This window comes from Cutibacterium avidum 44067 (assembly GCF_000367205.1).
GTDB classification, from domain to species: domain Bacteria; phylum Actinomycetota; class Actinomycetes; order Propionibacteriales; family Propionibacteriaceae; genus Cutibacterium; species Cutibacterium avidum.
Genome location: NC_021064.1, coordinates 2,280,489 through 2,299,552 on the forward strand (window position 1 = coordinate 2,280,489; position 19,064 = coordinate 2,299,552).

18 protein-coding genes and 1 tRNA gene are annotated in these 19,064 nt (G+C 63.4%); 1 reads left to right on the forward strand and 18 read right to left on the reverse strand.

Going from position 1 to position 19,064, the window contains the following annotated elements; genetic code table 11:
- Positions 1 to 191 precede the first annotated feature (191 nt).
- The 4 genes from PALO_RS10420 to PALO_RS10435 form a co-directional block, all read right to left on the reverse strand.
- Positions 192 to 1,010 carry a hypothetical protein gene (locus PALO_RS10420; RefSeq protein ID WP_015583525.1) on the reverse strand — a complete coding sequence of 273 codons (819 nt, stop codon included), beginning with the start codon at positions 1,008 to 1,010 and terminating at the stop codon, positions 192 to 194.
- Positions 1,010 to 1,546 (reverse strand): SAF domain-containing protein, encoded by a 537-nt coding sequence (locus PALO_RS10425; protein WP_256998267.1) that lies wholly within the window; start codon positions 1,544 to 1,546, stop codon positions 1,010 to 1,012. Before PALO_RS10425 ends, PALO_RS10420 begins: the two co-directional genes overlap by 1 nt.
- Before the next feature lie 433 nt (positions 1,547 to 1,979).
- Positions 1,980 to 2,639: a hypothetical protein gene (locus PALO_RS10430; RefSeq protein ID WP_004810111.1), complete on the reverse strand. Its 660-nt coding sequence runs from the start codon at positions 2,637 to 2,639 to the stop codon at positions 1,980 to 1,982.
- 26 nt (positions 2,640 to 2,665) lie between these two features.
- Positions 2,666 to 3,238: a GNAT family N-acetyltransferase gene (locus PALO_RS10435; RefSeq protein ID WP_004810109.1), complete on the reverse strand. Its 573-nt coding sequence runs from the start codon at positions 3,236 to 3,238 to the stop codon at positions 2,666 to 2,668.
- Between the two features lie 50 nt (positions 3,239 to 3,288).
- On the opposite strand from PALO_RS10435, the gene PALO_RS10440 reads away from it, so the two are divergent.
- Entirely contained in the window at positions 3,289 to 4,167 is an 879-nt protein-coding gene (locus PALO_RS10440; RefSeq protein ID WP_041710155.1) for a patatin-like phospholipase family protein, read from the forward strand.
- A 3-nt stretch (positions 4,168 to 4,170) separates the two neighbouring features.
- Here PALO_RS10440 and hisC read toward each other — a convergent pair whose 3' ends face one another.
- The 14 genes from hisC to PALO_RS10510 all read right to left on the reverse strand — a co-directional run bounded on the left by hisC (position 4,171) and on the right by PALO_RS10510 (position 18,849).
- Positions 4,171 to 5,229: a histidinol-phosphate transaminase gene (hisC, locus tag PALO_RS10445; RefSeq protein WP_015583528.1), complete on the reverse strand. Its 1,059-nt coding sequence runs from the start codon at positions 5,227 to 5,229 to the stop codon at positions 4,171 to 4,173.
- 242 nt (positions 5,230 to 5,471) lie between these two features.
- Positions 5,472 to 6,224 (reverse strand): amino acid ABC transporter ATP-binding protein, encoded by a 753-nt coding sequence (locus tag PALO_RS10450; RefSeq protein WP_023033253.1) that lies wholly within the window; start codon positions 6,222 to 6,224, stop codon positions 5,472 to 5,474.
- Positions 6,221 to 7,684 (reverse strand): amino acid ABC transporter substrate-binding protein/permease, encoded by a 1,464-nt coding sequence (locus tag PALO_RS10455; protein WP_015583530.1) that lies wholly within the window; start codon positions 7,682 to 7,684, stop codon positions 6,221 to 6,223. The genes PALO_RS10450 and PALO_RS10455 overlap by 4 nt, the downstream gene beginning before the upstream one ends.
- Positions 7,685 to 7,840: 156 nt before the next feature.
- Positions 7,841 to 9,190 (reverse strand): GntP family transporter, encoded by a 1,350-nt coding sequence (locus PALO_RS10460; protein WP_015583531.1) that lies wholly within the window; start codon positions 9,188 to 9,190, stop codon positions 7,841 to 7,843.
- 1 nt (position 9,191) lies between these two features.
- Entirely contained in the window at positions 9,192 to 10,073 is an 882-nt protein-coding gene (locus PALO_RS10465; RefSeq protein WP_004810097.1) for an NAD(P)-dependent oxidoreductase, read from the reverse strand.
- 30 nt (positions 10,074 to 10,103) lie between these two features.
- Positions 10,104 to 11,537 carry a four-carbon acid sugar kinase family protein gene (locus PALO_RS10470; protein WP_015583532.1) on the reverse strand — a complete coding sequence of 478 codons (1,434 nt, stop codon included), beginning with the start codon at positions 11,535 to 11,537 and terminating at the stop codon, positions 10,104 to 10,106.
- 96 nt (positions 11,538 to 11,633) lie between these two features.
- Positions 11,634 to 12,335, reverse strand: coding sequence for a FadR/GntR family transcriptional regulator (locus tag PALO_RS10475; protein WP_015583533.1), 702 nt, complete (start codon positions 12,333 to 12,335; stop codon positions 11,634 to 11,636).
- A gap of 459 nt (positions 12,336 to 12,794) precedes the next feature.
- Positions 12,795 to 12,871: transfer RNA gene (locus tag PALO_RS10480), tRNA-Ile, on the reverse strand.
- A 94-nt stretch (positions 12,872 to 12,965) separates the two neighbouring features.
- Complete coding sequence (gene rbsD / locus PALO_RS10485; RefSeq protein ID WP_015583534.1) at positions 12,966 to 13,349, reverse strand: D-ribose pyranase; 384 nt, start codon at positions 13,347 to 13,349, stop codon at positions 12,966 to 12,968.
- Positions 13,346 to 14,287 carry a ribokinase gene (locus tag PALO_RS10490; protein ID WP_015583535.1) on the reverse strand — a complete coding sequence of 314 codons (942 nt, stop codon included), beginning with the start codon at positions 14,285 to 14,287 and terminating at the stop codon, positions 13,346 to 13,348. Before PALO_RS10490 ends, rbsD begins: the two co-directional genes overlap by 4 nt.
- Positions 14,284 to 15,228, reverse strand: a complete 945-nt coding sequence (locus PALO_RS10495) for a D-ribose ABC transporter substrate-binding protein (protein WP_015583536.1) — start codon at positions 15,226 to 15,228, stop codon at positions 14,284 to 14,286. Before PALO_RS10495 ends, PALO_RS10490 begins: the two co-directional genes overlap by 4 nt.
- Positions 15,229 to 15,278: 50 nt before the next feature.
- A complete protein-coding gene (locus PALO_RS10500) occupies positions 15,279 to 16,280 on the reverse strand; it encodes an ABC transporter permease (protein ID WP_036909896.1) in 1,002 nt (333 codons plus the stop codon).
- A 53-nt stretch (positions 16,281 to 16,333) separates the two neighbouring features.
- Positions 16,334 to 17,845, reverse strand: a complete 1,512-nt coding sequence (locus tag PALO_RS10505) for a sugar ABC transporter ATP-binding protein (protein WP_015583538.1) — start codon at positions 17,843 to 17,845, stop codon at positions 16,334 to 16,336.
- On the reverse strand, positions 17,842 to 18,849 hold the full coding sequence (locus PALO_RS10510) for a LacI family DNA-binding transcriptional regulator (protein ID WP_004810081.1): 1,008 nt from the start codon (positions 18,847 to 18,849) through the stop codon (positions 17,842 to 17,844). Before PALO_RS10510 ends, PALO_RS10505 begins: the two co-directional genes overlap by 4 nt.
- Positions 18,850 to 19,064 lie beyond the last annotated feature (215 nt).

The window sequence follows — 19,064 nt, forward strand, 5'->3', positions numbered from 1 at the left end:
GACGACTGTGCTCCAGTCAACGTCGGTCGTCTCAAGTCGCCTCGGCGTGGGTCCAGGTGCCGCAACTGGAGACGGCGTAACCGACGGGGACATCCGAGACAGCAGACCAGCAAGGTCCTCTCTGCTCTCGATGGTGCCTGCCGGGGTGTCATCGGCGTATCGGCACACTGCCGGAGCGGTCTCGTTGATCGTCATGGCGCTACCCCCACGGCCAATGACGTCGCAGCCCGCGGCCCGTTGATGGTCTCGGTGGAGCGACGGAGCTTGAGTTCCATCGCATTGGCCAGGGTTCGCAGACCCGTGACGTACCGTCCACGAGCCCATCTCTTTCCCGCTGGGTCACCATCGGACAGAACGGCCGCAGCCTGAACGTCACGAGTCACTTCTCCCAACACTGGCAGGCCAAATTGGCGTCCGATCTCGCGCGAGCCGTACGGATGGCCAGGGCCCACGACGACGAGTCCCACAGTTCCGGTGGTGGTCGAGGAGATGGCCTCGACCTCCTTGGATCGCATGGACAGCCCGGCAAGCTGTCGCAGCCGCGATCCCGTCACGATCCCGATGAGTGACGAGCGCGAAATGAGGCTCTCGGGTAAGGCTTCCGGACCCAACCGCCCACCGTCGACAATGACGTCAACCCCAGCCTGACCGAGATCGATCATGGCGCTGACAAGACCTGACCACGCAGCACCCATGAGAGAAGCCTGCCCAAGATGCCCGTAACCGCTGATGAGCCCGACCAACTTGTTGTCGTCATCGTGGGGAAGTGGGATGATCTCCTCCCACATCGCCTGCACCGGATCAGCACCGTCACGACAGGCTGCGGCCAATCCGATCAGTCCAGCCCGCGGTGGAATGCGACCAGCGAGAAATCCTGATTCGATGGCGCGGCCTGGGCACGGGTCAGCGTCGACGAGGATGACGTCGCGTGGCCAGCTCAATGCCAAACCAAGAGCAGTCGTCGTCAGTCCTGGGGCTCCCCCAGGGCTGGTGAGCAGGAGCATCGCCATCATCGTCCCCTCTCGACTAGGGCAATGCGGTCCAACGAGGCCAGGTCAGCAAGCCGGGCCGCATTGCCGGAATCCACCTCCACGTCGACCAGCCAGCCCCCATGGTCGTTGGTGCCTTTGGGGGCTGCGACAACGACGGCGTCGAAGGTCGAGAGTTGAGATGCGGTCTCCGATGCCTTGTCAGAGCTGGTTTCCACCAAGATCACGCGCGCTCCCGCAGGAAGGGAGACGGTGGGTATCCGTCCGGCAGCCAGCTTCAGCCCAACTCGAGAACGCCCCGGTGCCACCCGAAGCGCGCCGACTGAATGGGATCCGAGCAGCTGACCGGCTGAGAGATCGACGAGGGCATGGCGGCCGACAATCTCGTCGAGCTGAGATGCCGGGATGGTCGTCACCGCCCGGTCGACGGCCACGGATGTCAGACCGACATCGGTATTGCGGACGATCTCGCCCTGCCCCACTGCCCGCGTCATGACGAGAACCTGGTCTGTGTGGGACGCGCTGTGCCAGGCAAATGCTCCGCCAAGGCCGCCCAGACAGGCGCAGAGCACGCCGATGGCGATGAGACGGGGCGAGCGACGTAGCCGGGGTATCGGCGTCGCAATGTGTGCAGGAGTCGTCGCGGACATGGCCGTGAAGTTATGGGCGCGCCTCGGCCCCTCTCAAGGGACACACAGCACATCTGTGGACAACAATTTTAAGGGTGTTCCAGATCACATCACCCGCGAACGTTGTCCACAGTTGTCCACAGCCACTGTGGACAGTCCTGTGCACAACACACCGCCCACCACGAGATGATCGCCCCAATGGCACGCCCACCACGTGGATTCAGCACGAGGCGTCCGGATCAAATGTGTCATTCGTTTTTCGGGCTCCTCGACAATTCGGCCGTCCTCCTCGCTGAGGCTCTGCCACGGATCTTCGACACCCGACAGAACCGTCATACTCAGCACTCCCGGGCGCGTCATCTCACGTCAAATGCACCTGACCGGTGAGGGTCCATCCCAACCCCGGATCCACGGCCCCTGCCGAGTCGCACACCACGATTTTGGCCGTCACATCGAGTTGCTCAGCCGTCTCATAGGGATAATTCGCCCCCACCATGAATGACTCTCCGGGCCCCAACACATACGGCGGCCGGGCATTTCCGGGAGCAAAGGGAGTCGTCACCATCTTGTGCGTGGCATCAGCCTCCGGAGCCGGCACCGATACCAGCGGCTGACGCCAACTCCAGTCCGGGTAACGCGCAGTGATCGTCACCGTCCCCAGACCCAGGTTGATCGGCGCCTTCGAGACATTCGTGACGACGTAACGAACCAGCGCAATCGGCGATCCCTTGCGCACGACCGGCGTGCCGTCATCCGGATCAACCATGACGGAGTCCTTGGGAGCCGTCGCGATGGCGGCCTGCTCGACCTCGATACGGATGCGGTCGTCGCTAAAACTCCCCAGTTTCTTGCCCGATCGTGTCACTGGAACAGCCCAGTCCGGATGAGCGTCAGTCCCGACAGCCGGCCAACTCGCCGAGAGTGTTGGAGTGGGTTGCGGATCCGTCAAAGGCTTGAGAGTGCTGCACCCGGAGACGAGGACACAGGAGAGCAGGGCCCATGCCACCACACCGCGGCGCATCAGCTCACCTCCACCTCTTGCCAGATTCAACCCGTCCAGTCAGCACGCAACAGGGCCATCGTCACCGAATCCCAACGACGCCCTTGCCACGACCGTGCTTGTGGAATCCTGCCACATTCTCGGTATCCCACAGCATTGGCACAGTGAATCATTCTGCCATTGCCACCCCAGGTCGTCAGAGTCACCACCTGAGCATCGGTGGCTGCGAAGGTCTCCTCGGTCCACAACCGCAAGGCTCTGCGTCCCACTCCCCGCCCCCACACGGCTGGTTGGAACAACACGATCCCGACCTCCCACCAACCACCTCCAGCTGGCGGCTCCTCAAACCGGGAGACGAATCCAGCACGCTTTCCATCCACCGTCGCCACAGCCCTGTGGCCAGTCATGAGACCCGAGCGCCATTCCTCGGCGAATTCCTCGAAACCACGGCCATCATCGACCCCGAAATACGGTCCGTCCCAGTGCTTCCATTGCGGATCGACGACCTCAACGTTCCAGTGCCACAGCCATTCCAGGTCCTCCTCGACGAGTGGCCGGACATCAACGTCCCCGGCCCGTTCAGGGTCGCCACCATGGGGAACGTCGGTCGGAAAGGTCACTCCCCCATTCTGCCCGCCAAGATCAACTCGCACCGTGGCAGGCTGGACACATGACCACTCCCATGGAACGCACGGCTCTGATCCTCGAGGGTGGTGGGATGCGCGCCTCGTACACCAGCGCCGTCGTCGTCAAACTCTTGGAGATGAGCTGGGAATTCCCCCACGTCTCCGGCATATCGGCCGGGGCAACCCACACTGCCAACTACCTCTCTCGCGACCCCTGGCGTACCCGGCAGTGCTTCACCGACTTCGCCGCCGACCCCCGATTCGGCAATGTCGGCACCTGGATCACCGGGCGCGGATTCTTCCACGCCGAGTACATCTACCAGCGCACCGGTGAGCCCAACCAAGCACTTCCCTTCGACTTCCAGACCTTCTCGGAATCCACTCAGCAACTACGTATTGGCGCTACCCGCACCGACAACGGCGAGCAGAAATGGTTCACCCGCGACGAGATGTCCACCATGGACGATCTCATGGTGCGAGTACGGGCCTGCTCGACGATGCCGGGGTTCATGCCCCCGGTGACCATTGACGGCGTCGAGTACGTCGACGGTGCCATCGGTGACGCGGGTGGTATCCCGATCGACGCCGCCCAGCTCGATGGCTATGACCGGTTCTTCGTCGTCTGCACCCGAACACGCGACTACGTGAAGAGTGAGATCAAACGTCCCCGAGCGATCAACAGGCTCTTCCGGCGTCGTCCTGCTGTCGCCGAAGCCATCATCGCCCGGCCGGCCAAGTACAACGCCACCCGGGAGATGCTGCGTGACCTTGAAACAGACGGGAAGGCATACGTCTTCTACCCGCGAGTCATGCCCGTCACCAACAGGGAGAAGGACGTCACGAAGCTGCGTCAGGCCTATGCACTCGGAATGGCACAGGTCAACGCCGAGCTACCGAAATGGCGGGACTTCCTGGGGATCTGAAACTCAGCCCCTGACCGCAGCAGCCAGCGCGTCGATCGCTCGATCGTTCTCCTCGGGCAACCCGATCGACAAGCGAATTCCCTCGCCACTCCAGCACCGGGCATAGACGCCCCGGGACACCAGGACCTCGTCAACCCGGTCGGTGTCGTCCCCTGTTGCCAGCCACAGGAAGTTCGCGTGGGAGGGACTGATCCCCCACCCCTGCTCGACCAGCGCATCGAAAACCCGGGTGCGTTCGGCGATGATCTGCTGGATCCTCTCGTCGAGCTGGTCCTCGACGGCCAGCGACGCGACCGCAGCTTGCTGAGCGAGAGAGGTCACCGTGAACGGGGTGGCGACGCGACGCAGGTCGTCGCTGATCTCGGGACTGGAGATGGCGAAACCAATGCGCAGGCCTGCCAGGCCGTACGCCTTGGAGAAGGTTCGCAGGACGACGACGTTCGGGTGGTGGTCGAGAAGGCCGATCCCGTCGACGGCACCTTCATCCTTGTTGAAGTGGCAGTAGGCCTCATCCATGACGACGACAACCTCCTCGGGCACCTTGACCAGGAACTCCTCCACCTCGTCGGTGTGCAGGACCGTCCCGGTCGGGTTGTTGGGGGTGCACAGGAGGATGAGCCGGGTGCGGTCGGTGATCGCGGCGGACATCGCGTCGAGGTCGTGACGCAGATCCTCCGTCAACGGCACCGGGACCGGAGTGGCCCCGGCGACTTGAGTCAGGATCGGGTAGGCCTCGAAGGAACGCCAGGGGAAGATGATCTCGTCACCGGTGCTGGCCAAGGCATGCATGAGTTGGCTGGCGACTTCGGTCGACCCGGCCCCGAGGGCCACCTGGCGCATGTCGACGCCGACGTGCTCGGCGATGACCGAGCGCACCTCCTCAGCACTTATCGACGGGTAACGGTTGAACCCGGCGAGCATCCGAGTGACGGCCTCGACGACGCTCGGCAACGGCCCGAACGGGTTCTCGTTGGACGACAGCTTGACGGCCCCCTCACCGGGAGCGGCCCCCGGCTTGTACAGCGGCAGTCCTCGAACAACATCCCGTCGATCCTGGCTCACATCGTCCTCCTATTGTCGTTTCGAGAACTCTTTCATACCTTGACGCTGTTCCGTCTGGCGTCACCCACCATGGTGGTGGAGAACGGGTTCATGATCGGTCCCCTGCCACCAGGAGTAGCAGCCCCGACGGTCAGCAACCCGATCACCACACACGATCCGGGTATATCTGGCTCGCCGACCTAGCGCAACACCACGGACGTGGCGACGCCTTGGAGCGTCGCCACGTCGGATCTCAGGGTGTCTCACAACACCTTCGACAAGAAGTTCTTCGTCCTCTCGTTCTGGGGGTTGGAGAGCACCTCGACCGGGTCTCCCTCCTCCACGAGGTAGCCATCGGACATGAACATCAGTTTGTCGGCGACCTCTCGGGCGAATCCCATCTCGTGGGTGACGACGGCCATCGTCATACCGCCCTCGGCAAGGTCCTTCATGACGTCGAGCACCTCACCGACCATCTCCGGGTCGAGGGCCGAGGTCGGCTCGTCGAAGAGCATGACATCGGGGTCCATGGCCAGGGCGCGCGCGATCGCGACACGCTGCTTCTGACCACCCGACAGCTGCGAGGGACGGGCGCCGGCCTTGTCGGCCATGTGCACCCGCTCCAGCATCCGATGGGCGCGCTCAGCAGCCTCTTTCTTATTGGTCTTCTTGAGCTGCACCGGGGCCAGCATGATGTTCTCGGCGACGGTCATGTTCGGGAACAGGTTGAAGTGCTGGAAGACCATTCCCACCTTCTGACGCACCTTGTTGATGTCGGTGTCCTTGGCGGTGAGGTCCTGTCCCTCGACCTTGACGGTGCCGCTCGTCACCTCCTCAAGCAGGTTGAGGCAGCGCAGGAAGGTCGACTTTCCGGACCCGGAGGGGCCGATGATGGACAGCACCTCACCCTTGGTGATGGTGGCGGAGATGCCCTTGAGCACCTCCAGCTCCCCGAAGGACTTGCGCAGGTCGATGACCTCGATCATGGGGCCGTCATAGGTAGTTGCGGTGGTCACTTGTTCACCTTTCTGTCGACGAAGTTCGACAGCTTCGTCAGGGCGAAGATGACGATGAAGTAGATGATGCCGACCATCAGCCAGATGTCGAAGGACCGGAAGTTCCGGGCGATGATCTGCTGACCCTGATACGTGAGCTCGGCGAATCCAATGACAGCCAGCAGGGAGGTGTCCTTGAGGCTGATGACGAACTGGTTGATGACAGCCGGGGTGCTGATCTTGACCGCCTGCGGAACGATGACCTTGCGCATCGACTGCATCCAGTTCAGGCCCAGGGACCGGGATGCCTCCATCTGCCCAGGATCAACGGACTGGATGCCGCCGCGAACGATCTCGGTCATGTAGGCACCAGCATTGAGGGACAGGGTCAGGACGCCGGCCGTCAGCACGCCGATCTTGATCCCGGTCACCGTAGGTAGACCGAAGTAGAAGAAGAAGGCTTGGACCAACAACGGTGTCCCTCGGAAGATGTCGACGTAGATGGCCGCGATGGCCTTGAGAATCCCGATGCCGGACACCTTGCAGAACCCGAAGATGACGCCAAGGATCGACGCGAACAGCAAGCTCAGCGCGGTGGCGGCCAGGGTCATTCCCAGACCCTTCATGAGGGCGGGGAAGCTGCTCACGAAGAGCTGCCAGAAGGATTGATCGGCCTCGGAGTCGGAGGCCTTGAGGTACTTGTCGACGATCTTGTCGTAGGTGCCATCAGCCTTGACGTCTGCCAACCCCTTGTTGAAGGCATCCTTGAGGGCAGCATTGTTGCCCTTGAGGACCGCGAAACCGTAGGACCCGCCAGCCACCTTGGGCGTGACGGTCTTGAGGCCATTGCCCTGGGCGATGCCGTAGGCCAGTACCGGGTAGTCGTCGAAGACAGCCGCTGCATTACCGGTCTGCACCTCGGAGTACATGGTGTCGGCCTTGTCCAGGGCCTTGACGGTGAATCCGTACTTCTTCGAGATGGACTTGGCGTAGGCCAAGCCCTCGGCGCCGGTCTTGCCGACCACGGTCTTGCCCTTGAGGCCCTCGTATCCGGAAATGTCCGAATCCTTCTTGACGGCCATCTGCACGCCAGACTGGAAGTACGGATCCGAGAAATCGAAGATCTTCTTGCGCTCGTCGGTGATCGTCATTCCCGAGAGCACAGCGTCGGCCTGTTTCGCCTGAACCGCTTGGAGGGCGGCGTCGAAGCCAATCGCCTTGATGTCAACCTTGAATCCCTCACGGGTCGCAATCTCATGGATGAGGTCCATGTCGATACCGACCATCTCACCGGAGGTGTCACGGTACTCAAACGGTGCGAAGGTGGTGTCAGTGGCAATGATGAAGGTCTTGCCCTTGACCGACGAGGAGTCGTCGGCATGTGCCTGGGCCATTCCGGGGCCCACGAGGGTCACCAGGCCCACGAAGGCAGCCACGATGACACTCATGAGACGTCTGACCCGCTGTGACACGTGAATCATGCGGTTTCTCCCAACTTGACGCCGCTATGGCGTCATGGCGGGCATGGTAAATGATGTCGGGAGCTTTCCCGCATTCGTCCCACAGGGCGCACCCGCCCGGGAAAACCCGAGTGGGTGTGTCTTCGCCCATTCCGACGGGGCCTTACAGCGCCCTGATCAGGAGACCAGCGCGAACACTCCCCACGTCAGCAGGAAGCCTGTCAGGCTGAAGATCGTCGACAGCACTGTCCAGGTGCGCAGGCCGTCCTTGACGCTGAGCCCAAGGTACTTCGTGACGATCCAGAAGCCAGAGTCGTTGATGTGCGACAGGCCGAGGCCACCGAAGCCAATCGCGAGCGTGACGAGCGCCACCTGGGTGCTGCTGTAGCCGACGTCGGCGATTGGCTGCGCCATCAGACCAGCGGCGGTGAGGATCGCGACGGTGGCCGAGCCCTGCGAGGCGCGCAGCGCAGCGGCGATCAGGAAGCCAGCGAGGATGACCGGCATGTGGAGGCCGATGAGCACTTCGGAGAATGCTTTACCGATACCCGACGTGACCAGCACGTTCGCGAACACTCCGCCCGCGCCGGTGACGAACACAATTACTGCCACGTCCGGTAATGCCGAGTCGAGCACCAACCCTCGCTTCGCCAGCCCCCACCGCTGCTGATGTCCGACGACGAGGTAGGCCACGATCACTGCTGTGAGGAGTGCGAGCGGGGCGGCACCGATGACTGCCGCGAGTTTCTGCGGCATCGAGCCTTTGGCGAGCATCATGTTGCCCACAGTGCCGATCATGATTTGCACGATCGGCAGCAGGATGAGCGCGACGACGGTCCCGGCCCCCAGCGGCTGGCGAGTTCCGCCGTCGACGGGCCCCGCCGGCTTGGTGGCCGGCGACTCCCCGAGCGTGACGCTCTCCAGCTTGAACAGCTTTGCGGCCATGAAACCGATCACCGTGGTCACAGCCGCAATCGGCAGGCCGATGAGCAGTGACATGCCGTTGTCGGCACCCGTGATACCCGCAGCAGCAACCGGGCCCGGATGCGGAGGCAGGGCGACGTGCACCGTCAGCATTGCACCTGCCACGGGGAGGCCGATGCGCAGGGGATTGATCTTGGCTGCGCGAGCGAAGCCGAAGATGATCGGAGCAAGGATGATGAACCCCACATCGAAGAACACGGGAATGCCGAGGACGAATGCGGCCGCAGTCACGGAAGCGACGACGCGCTTCGGCCCCAGCGCGGCCGAGAAGCGCTGCGCGAGTGAGTCGGCACCGCCGGCCGTCTCGATCAGGCGCCCCAACATCGCGCCGAGGCCGACGACGATCATCACGCTGGACAGTGTGTTGCCCATGCCCGTGGTCATCGTCGGGATGATGTCGAGCAATGGAATACCCGCTGCCAACGCGGTACCGAATGACACGAGCAGCATGGCAACGAATGCTGGCATCTTGACTTCGATAACCAGCAACAACAGCAGCACGATGGCACCGAGTGCGATGCCGAGCAGCGCTCCGGCTCCCATGTCAGCCCCGTTTTGGGGTGACGACGTCGATGATCGACGAATCGTCACGCGCAGCCTGACCGTTCGCGTAGCCGAGCAGGTAGAGTTGCTCGGCTGCGGCCGCGACGGGAACGGCCATGCCCACCGACTTGGCGGCGGCCGTCACGATCCCCATGTCCTTCACGAAGATGTCTTCGCGTGACTTCACCTCAGCCTCCTCGCCACGATAGCGTTGAATGGCGCGGGGACCGCGGTCGCCCAGCATGAAAGACGCGGCAGCGCCGGACATGAGCGCTTCAAGGGCCTTCTCTTGGTCCAGGCCAAGTTGGCCCGCGAGCGCCAGCGCCTCGCCCGCGGCGGCGATATGTACGCCGCAGAGGAGCTGGTTGACCGTCTTCATGGCCTGCCCCTTGCCGGGCGTTTCACCGACGAGCACCAGGTTGGAGGCCATGGCCTCGAGCACAGGAAGGGCGTGGGCATACACGTCGGGGTACGCTCCGACGACGACCAGCAGGTCACCCTTGCCCGCGCGGACGGGGCCTCCTGAGACGGGCGCGTCGACGAGGCCGATGCCGTCGTCCGCAAGCCGTTGCGCGACCTGCTCGACAGCAGCAATACCGACGGTGGAGGTGAGGATGATCGCGCTGCCCTTCGGCAACATCTCGACGATGCCCGCGCCGCCGTAGAGGAGCTCTTCGAGCTGGGCCTGATTGCGCACTGCGACAAGGGCGACGTCCGCGTCGGCGCAGGCCTCTCGCGCGCTGGCGCGGCAGGTGACCCCCTGTTCGGCTGCGAGCTGGACGCGCTCGTCGGCGATGTCGAAGCCCGTCACGGTGAATGACTGAGTAAGCCAGGTGGCCATGGGCAGTCCCATGGCACCCAGACCGAGAACGGCGATGTTCATGGTAAATCCTTTCGGTTGGAGGGGGTGGGATCAAGCTTGGGTGAGTTTCACGACGACCTCGGACAGCGAATCGGCCTGCCCAACGTTGCCAGCGAACACGACAAACGGAATGCCTGCTGCGGGGCCGTCCTGGGCGGACCAGAGCGACACGATGCCCGGCAGCATCGGACCGACGACGTTAGCCCGCCGGAAGCCGAGCCCGTGCGTCGCCACGTCGGATGAGGTGATGCCACCCTTGGCGACGACGAACCGCGGCAACGTCTTCGCCAGCACCTGCTGCACCACCTCGACGACGGCCTCCGAGACTCTCCGAGCGATGTCGAGCGACGCCTGCCCGTCGGGGCCCGTGACGAGGGCCCGGGAAGTGCGGACGACCACATTCCCTTCGGCGAGGTGTTTTGCCGCGCGGGCAGCGACATCACGAACATGCTCATCCCGACGGCCCTCATCGACGATCTGCGCCACCTCGATCTCGAGCTCGAACGGCTGTTGCGTCTCGCGGAGAAGGTTGAGCTGGTGAGTGGTGAGATCCACGTGACTCCCAACGACGATTAGTCCGCCCGGCGTAACGTCACGACCGCTGCGGGAGGCGCGGATCTCGTCGACGCTCACAGGCTCCTTGACAGCCTGTCCGATGCGGCCGCGGAGAAACGGCGGACCTACGCGATACACGAAGTGCGAGCCAGCGGACTCTGCCGCGATGAGGACGAGCGCCAGAGCGCGCAGGTCGTTCTCTTCCACGATGTCCACGACGATCGGCTGCCGGTTTGTCGCCGAGCGCAGCAACGCGATGGCGCCCTCATGGTCGGCGCGGAGCGTGGCGAGATCGAGCACCAGCACGTCGGCGGCGGGGACGGCGCCGTCGGTCTTCTCCTCCACCCAGCGAGGCAAGTACGACGAGGAGTAGCCGAACGTCGCGTCGCGCGCGAACTGCGTCTCGCCGACGGGTGAGAACCCCTCGGCCACGGATCCGGCGTAGTGGGTACCGCGTACCGTGATTCGGCCCGCGTCACCGAAGGCAGGGACGATGACCACGCCGTCGACAGGGCGCGCTCCATGCCGAGCTAGCTCGTCGGCGATAGTGTCGGGCTCCAACGGGAAGTGCCCGCGCAGCGTGGAGTCCGAGCGCGAGACAAAAGCGACGGGGTGCCCTTGACTGGCCTCGAGCGCGGCGGCTACGACCTCCCTGTTGACGCGCGCTGCGTCGTCGGGGGCCAGCGACCGCGAGTTGGTCATGACGTAGACGGCGGGTTTCCCGCTCGAGAAGGCCCAGCGGAAGTCCTCGACTTCCCAGTGCGTGAGCACCGGAAGATCGGCGACGGACTGCGTGCCGGTGGGGTCGTCGTCGAGGACGACGTAGGTGGTGGTGTCGTTCGCTCTCGTACGCGCCTCGACGACGTCCGCTGCCGTCAGCTCACGCGCTGGGGGCATCCCGTCCAAGAGTTCGGCCAACAGGAAAGCCATGCTCTCACTCCTTTGTGCTCAGACCTCTGAGGTCTTTGCTTGATGGTAGACACACCGAAGAATGTTGCGCAAGGGATCGTCGGAGATTTGGCCGGCTCAGTGGTCCGAGGCAAACTTCACGATGTCGTCGCGCGTCTGCGTCATGTGTGCCCGCATGGCGTTCTTAGCTGCCTCCGCGTCCCTGACCTTGATCGCCCGGAGGATGTCGCGGTGGTGGCGCGTCGCGCGCTCCCGCACCTCAACCTGCGCCGAGGTGACCCGACGGGAACGCTGAAGGGCATCGGTCAGCGAGTGCATGACGGGGGCGAGGAAGGGATTGCCTGTCGCGCGGAGAATGCACTCGTGGAAGTCGAGGTCGAGGCGGACGACCTCTTCGATGTCTTCCCTGGCGGCAGCCCGATCATAGTCTGCGAGGCATGTTCGCAGGGCGTCGAGGTCCTCGTCTGTACGGTGCTGCGCAGCAAGTCCGCAGGCGCCAACCTCGATCATCCGCCGCACCTCCGTGAGCTGACGGCCGAGTTCCCGGGGTGAGGTGGTGCGGGCGACGACGTTGATGAGCGTGGGCAGGTCGCGCCACTCACGCTGCTCGGTGACGTAGGTGCCACGGCCGTGCACGACGTTGAGGATGCCACGGTCGGTGAGCGCACGGACCGCTTCCCGCATCGTCGGGCGCGAGACACCAAGGAGATTCGCGAGGTCCTGTTCCGACGGCAACGCCTCGCCGGGCGCAAACGTGCCGTCGACGATGTGGTCCAAGATCGCGTCGATGGCCTCGTCGGCAAGGGGTCGTCGGGCCATACTCTCCTCCGTCCTCCCGGCATGACCAAGTATGGCCAGCCGGTGTGTAGGGACGAGTCTAGTGGTGGAGGCCCTTTCCTCACCTGATCGGAGGGAGGCAGCCGCCCACAGCATTGCTTGGTGCAGGATGCCGCCAAGGTGGCTGTGGCGCGTGAAGGTCACCCCGTCGCAGTCGAGCGTGACCGTCGGCTACCTCGGTGCAGCGATCGCGGGCACGGCCGGTCAGGTTCCTCGTAGTGGTGTAGTGGTGTGTTCTCTCGCTTGGGTGGGGCGGGCGGTAAGTGCAGGATCACACCGCTACACCACTACGAGGAACCTGACCGATGGACGAGGGACGACACTTGTCAGAAGAGGCCAGAACGGCGTACGACAGCCGGTGACAAGACGACCCAAGAGGCGCCTGATCTTCTAGGAATGACAACACTCCCCGACACGTTTCCTTGTCAGAGGCGGTTTTGATGGTGGGCCTAACTGGACTTGAACCAGTGACCTCCGCCTTATCAGGGCGGCGCTCTAACCGACTGAGCTATAGGCCCGAACCTCGACCGGTTTCCCGACTGCGAGTAAAAACTCTAATGGATACTTAATGTTCGGAGCAAGTCGGGATCCAATCGAGGTGTCGTGCTCCACTCAGAACGCCACACCACAATGAACGATGACGTTGGAGTATGGAGTCGTCTCACCGGTTCGCACCACGAAGGAGACACTCGGAAGTGCCTTCTTCAGGTCTTCGTGACTGACGGCTTTGACCTCGTCGATCCGATTCCTCACCCACTCCTCCGGCTCGTGGCCGACAGCCTCGGTGGCGATCGTGGCCCCCTCGACGGCGACCTCGTCCAGGATGGCGTCGAAAACCTCCTGGAACCTCGGAGTTCCCAGCACCAGCGCGAGATCAATCACCGGGACGTCCGCGGGAATCGGCAACCCGGCGTCTGCCACGACGAAGGTCTGGGTGTGCCCCAACCTGGCTACCGCCGCACACAACTGGGGGTTGAGCAGTCCGCTCTTCTTCATGCTTGATCTCCTTGGCGAATGTTCTCGATCTCTCCAATGCTCGGGTAGGAGGCTTGTGCTCCTGATTTGGTCACCGTCAGAGTCGCCACCGCAGTGGCGAAACGGCAACCCTCGACAAGGCTGCGTCCGCGAGCCAGCTCAGCAGCCAAGGCACCGACGAAGGCGTCCCCCGCACCGACCGTGTCGACAGCCACCGTTTTCGTTGCCGGCACCGAATCGAACCCTTCCGGTCCGCCGACGATGCAGCCGGCCGATCCCAGGGTGATGACGACACTGCGACATCCCAGATCCAACAACTCGCGCAGGGCGGCGTCAGGATCCTCTTCAAGGCGAGGCGTCGTCGACCCCAACGCGGCAGCGACGAGGGCCGCTTCGTGCTCGTTGACCACCAGTGGATCGGCCATCCGAATGACCTCCGGGTCAACGTTGATGACCGGAGCCAGATTGAACACGAACCGCTCGGCGCATCGAGCTGCCTCGGCTATCCCGTCACGCGGGATCTCCCCTTGGCAGACCACGACGTCAGCGTCCCCGACCCTCTCGGCCTGCGCATGCACGCTCGCGGCGTCGACCGACCCGTTGGCGGCCGCGATGACGATGATCGAGTTCTCCCCGGAATCGGCCACCATGACGACGGCAGTCCCCGTCAGGATGTCTCGCCGCACCACACCGTCGAGGCCGACGCACTCCGAGAGCAGGGAGAGGGCTGTCTCAGCCGTCGGATCATTCCCGACAGCACCAACCATCTCCACCTGGGCTCCGCAACGTGCCGCCGCAAGAGCCTGGTTGGCTCCCTTGCCGCCGGGGGTCAGGGTGGCCTCTCCCCCGGCCAGGGTCTCCCCCGGCCCGGGGAACCTCTCCACACCGACTCTCATGTCGGCATTGATCGACCCGACGACGGCGACCTTCCCGGATGCTGTCACGCATCGATCACTCATTCGTAGTCCTTCGCGTTGTCCTTGGTCACCAGCACCACCTTGATCGGGGTGGTCTTGGAAACCGTCTTGCCGGCCAGAATGTCGGCGGCCTGGTCCACCGCGACCTTGCCGAGCAGAGCGGGCTGCTGAGCGATCGTCGCTCCCAGGGTTCCAGCCTTGACAGCCTTGATGCCGTCAGCAGTGCCGTCGAAGCCGACAACCTTGACGCTCTTGCCAGCCTTCGATCCCAGAGCGGAGATGGCGCCGATGGCCATCTCGTCATTCTCGGCGAAGATGCCAGCAGCCTTCGGGTGTGCCTGCAGGAGGTTGGTCGTCACGTCGAGGGCCTTGGAGCGATCGAAGTTGGCGGTCTGCTTGGCGACCACCTTGATGCCCGGGTGTTTGGCGATCTCCCCGGTGAATCCCTTGCCACGGTCGCGGGATGCCGAGGCTCCCGGGGTTCCCTGCAGGTGGATGATCTCGCCCTTGTCGCCCATGATCTTGGCGAGCTCCTTGGCAGCCTCGACGCCACCGGCGACGTTGTCAGAGGCGATGAAGGAGGCGACGTCGCCGCTGGAGGAGCTGCGGTCGACGGTGATGACCGGAATCTTGGCCTTGTTGAGGGCCTTGACCGAGGGGGCGACGGCGTCGGAATCGGTCGGGTTGACGATGACGACCTTGGCCGCGGTGGACACCGCATTGGCGAGCTGGTTGGCCTGAGTGGCGGCATCGTCAGAGGCATCCTGGACCTGGAGGTTGATCCCCTTGGCCTTGGCCTCCTTCTTGGCGCCGTCAACCAGCTGGACGAAGAAGGGGTTGGTCTGGGTGGAGACGGCCAGCACGACCGTCCCGGAGGCGGCCGATTCGGATCCGCCGTCGCGGTTGCAGCCCGCCAAACCGGTGGCGGCCATCGTCGCGACGACCGCCGTCGCGAGCATCTTGTGAGCAGTCTTGAACTTCATCGTTCTACCTTTCGTCTTTCAACAGGGTTTTTCTGTTGCCAATGTTGTGTTCAGGACTCTTTCTTGGACCTGAAGACGTCGAATCCGACAGCCAGGGCGATGACGCAGCCAATGACGACCTGCTGCCAGAAGGAGGACACGTTGAGAATGTTGAGACCATTACGAATGACGGCCAGAAGGACAGCGCCAATGAACGTACCGCTCGCCTTTCCGGAACCTCCCGACAGGGAGGCGCCACCAATGACGACGGCGGCGATGGCATCCAGCTCATATCCCAGACCCGCCTGCGGCTGAGCCGAGGACAGTCGACCAGCCAGAACCAAGCCGGCCAGACCAGCGAACAGACCGGCGAGGGCGTAGACGGCGACGAGGATGCGACGCACCGGGATACCGGAGAGGCGGGCAGCCTCCTCGTTGCCACCGATGGCGTAAAGGGAGCGGCCGAGCACCGTGCGCGACAGGATGAACCAGCACACCACGCCAGCCAGGGCCAACATGATGACGGGAACGGGGATCGGCCCCAGGTCAGCGCCCAGGTGGTTCACTGCACCCGAGGTGGCAACCGGCGTTCCACCGGAGATGACGAGTGTCAGGCCACGAGCGACGCTCATCATGGCCAGTGTCGCGATGAAGGCCGGCAGCTTTCCGTAGGCGATGGCCAGACCGGAGGCGGCCCCGGCGAGGAGACCGATGAGCAGGCCGATGATGAGGGTGAGCCAGCCCGGCAGACCGACGTTGGAGAACATCCACGCCGAGACCATGGCCGACAGCGCGGCGACGGAACCGACCGACAGATCGATGCCGGAGGTGACGATGACAAAGGTCATGCCGAAGGCCATGATGGCCACGACGGCTGCCTGAATGCCGATATTGATGATGTTCGGCACGGTGAGGAACACCGGGGTGGCAATGAATAGGGCGATACACAGAATGATGAGACCGACAAGGGCACCATGATTGAGGGCCCAGGAACCAATTCTCCTACCGACCGACGGTTTTTGAGTGGTGGCTGTTGTTGCGATGGTCACGATGATATTTCCTTTCCCGATCATCGCTGATCGAGACAAGACGACATTGTTTCAATACTTTTCGGATTCAGAAATGGTCATTCTGATTCTTCATCGACGGGATCGACGGAGGCCACTGCCAACTCCATGACGGCATCCTCGGTGGCCGTCATGGCGTCCAGGGTTCCCATCGCCCGTCCATGGGCCATGACGAGGATTCGATCGCTCATCCCGATTACCTCGGGCAACTCGCTGGACACCATGAGGACGGCTCCCCCGACTTCGGTGACGGAGTTGATGAGCTGGTAGATCTCGACCTTCGCACCGACGTCAACACCTCGGGTCGGTTCGTCGAGCAGCAGGATTGACGAGCCCGCGAGGATCCAGCGACCGATGACGACCTTCTGCTGGTTGCCACCGGACAGGTTGCGCACCGGCTGATCCAGACCGGCCATCCGCACCCGCAGTTTCTCGGCGACGTCCTGGGCTCGTCGTCGCTGGCCGGATCGATCAACCAGACCGGCGTGGGAGGTCGACTTCATGGTCGCGTAACCGAGGTTCTCGTTGACCGAGGCGTCCAGGACCAGTCCCTGGGACTTGCGCTCCTCGGGCACGTGGCCGATGCCATGGGCAATCGCGCGGGAAACCTTTCCGCCCGGAAGCTCCTTGCCATGAACGCGAACGGTGCCGGAGTCGTACTTGTCAGCCCCGGCAACGGCTCGCAGGACTTCGGTACGTCCGGCTCCCACCAGGCCGGCCAGGCCCAACACCTCGCCGGCATGCAGCTCGAATTCGACGTCCTGGAATGCCCCTTCACGACTGAGTCCCTTGACCGACAGCAGCACCTCTCCGACCTCACCGCGGTGGCGCGGGAACTGGTCGTCAATGTCGCGGCCGACCATCATCTTGACCAGCTCGCGCTCGGTGGTGGAGGCGGGAACCTCACCGACGAGGGTGCCGTCGCGCAGCACGGACACATCGTCACCAACGCGCGGAATCTCGTCGAGGTGGTGGGAGATGAACACCATCGCCACGCCCTTGGCCTTGAGGTCGTCCATCACCTCGAAGAGCTGACCGGACTCCTTGCGAGTCAAGGCGGCGGTGGGCTCGTCGAGGATGAGCACTCTGGCATCCATCGAGAGAGCTCTCGCGATCTCCACAAGCTGCTGGTGCGCAGTACTCAGCGACCCGACGAGGCGATCCGGGGAGACGTCCAGGCCAATCCGCTCCAGAGCGGCACGGGCCTGGGCTCGCATCGGGCCCCAACTGACGAGTCCACCACGGCTGGGGGTACGTCCCAGCATGATGTTCTCAGCCACCGACATCTGTGGAACGAGGTTGAGCTCCTGGTGGATCGTCGCTATGCCCTCGGCCTCAGCAGCCTTGACGGTGGGAAGGTCGACAGGGTTGCCATCAATGACGATGGATCCCGAATCTGGGTGGTAGATACCGCTCATCATCTTGATGAGGGTGGACTTTCCGGCTCCGTTCTCGCCGAGGAGGACGCGCACCCTGCCCGGGATGACGTCCACGGAAACGTTCTCAATGACCTTGACGGGCCCAAAAGCCTTACTGACGTGGTCCAGTCGAAGTACTGGCGATGTTGTCACTGGTCCTCCTTGACCATTCGGGTTGATGCCCTGACGATGAGATGGGTGTCCAGTCGAGCGGAGCTGGTCGGTTCACCAGCCATGGCATGGTTCAGCAGATCAACGGCCACCTTTCCCATGGCGTCGATGTCCTGGGCAACGACGGTGAGGGCTGGATTGGTGAGACTGAACACCGGAAGGTCGTCGAAACCGACCAGGTCGATGTCCTCACCGATGCGAACTCCCCTGTCGAGGCAGGTTCGCAGGGCTCCCATCGACATCAGCGAGTCGGAGGCGAAGACGGCGGTAGCACCGCGATCGAGTAGTTGTCCGGCACCGACGCGTCCCGACTCCTCCTGGTAGTCACCTTCCACCACGAGGTCATCGACGACGTCGACATCATGCTCGGCCAACAGCTGGCAGTAGGCTTGGTAACGCTCCAGACCAGTCGACGTCTGCTGGGGGCCGGTGATGAAACCGATCCTGCGGTGCCCACGTTCCAACAGGTGATCGACGGCCTCCCCCATCCCGTTCCACGGATCGGAGGTGACGGAGGGTAGTGATGACCCCGCGACCTCACGGTCCACGCAGACCACCTGGACCCCGTCGTCGACCAGGTCCTTGACGGCATGTTCTCCCAAGCCGGTCGGGGTGACGATCGCACCGTCGACTCGCTGACGACGAAGGGTGTCGACGTATCGGTTGAACTGGTCAGGGGACTCGTCGGCATTGCACAGCAAGGTGGCCCAACCATGGGCCAGGCAGGCGTTCTCCACAACTGATGCCAGCTCGGCAAAGTATGGGTTTCGAATGTCCGGGACGACCAGACCAATGACGCCGGTGTGGGCCGAACGCAGCGACCTGGCATGAGCGTTCGACAGATAACCGAGCTCCTTGGCCGCCTTGCGCACTGCAGTACGCGACGCTTCCGAGGTCGCGGAGCTGCCATTGAGAACGCGAGATGCTGTCCCGAGGGACACACCGGCCAGCTTGGCGACGTCCTTGATCGTCGATTTGCGATCCATCTTTCCCTCCTCTCGTCGTCGAGTCCGAGGTCGCCGGGGCCTGTCCCCGACCTCACCCATGGAAACGTTTCCACAGATGTATGGCATAAATGAAAGCAAACGAGGAACCCGGTGTCAAGGGAATTGGCAACGGTCCTCGTCAAACCCGTGTGGTCGGCATATGACGACGCGGCTGACAACGCAAAACGTCCCCGGATGCTCACACATCCGGGGAC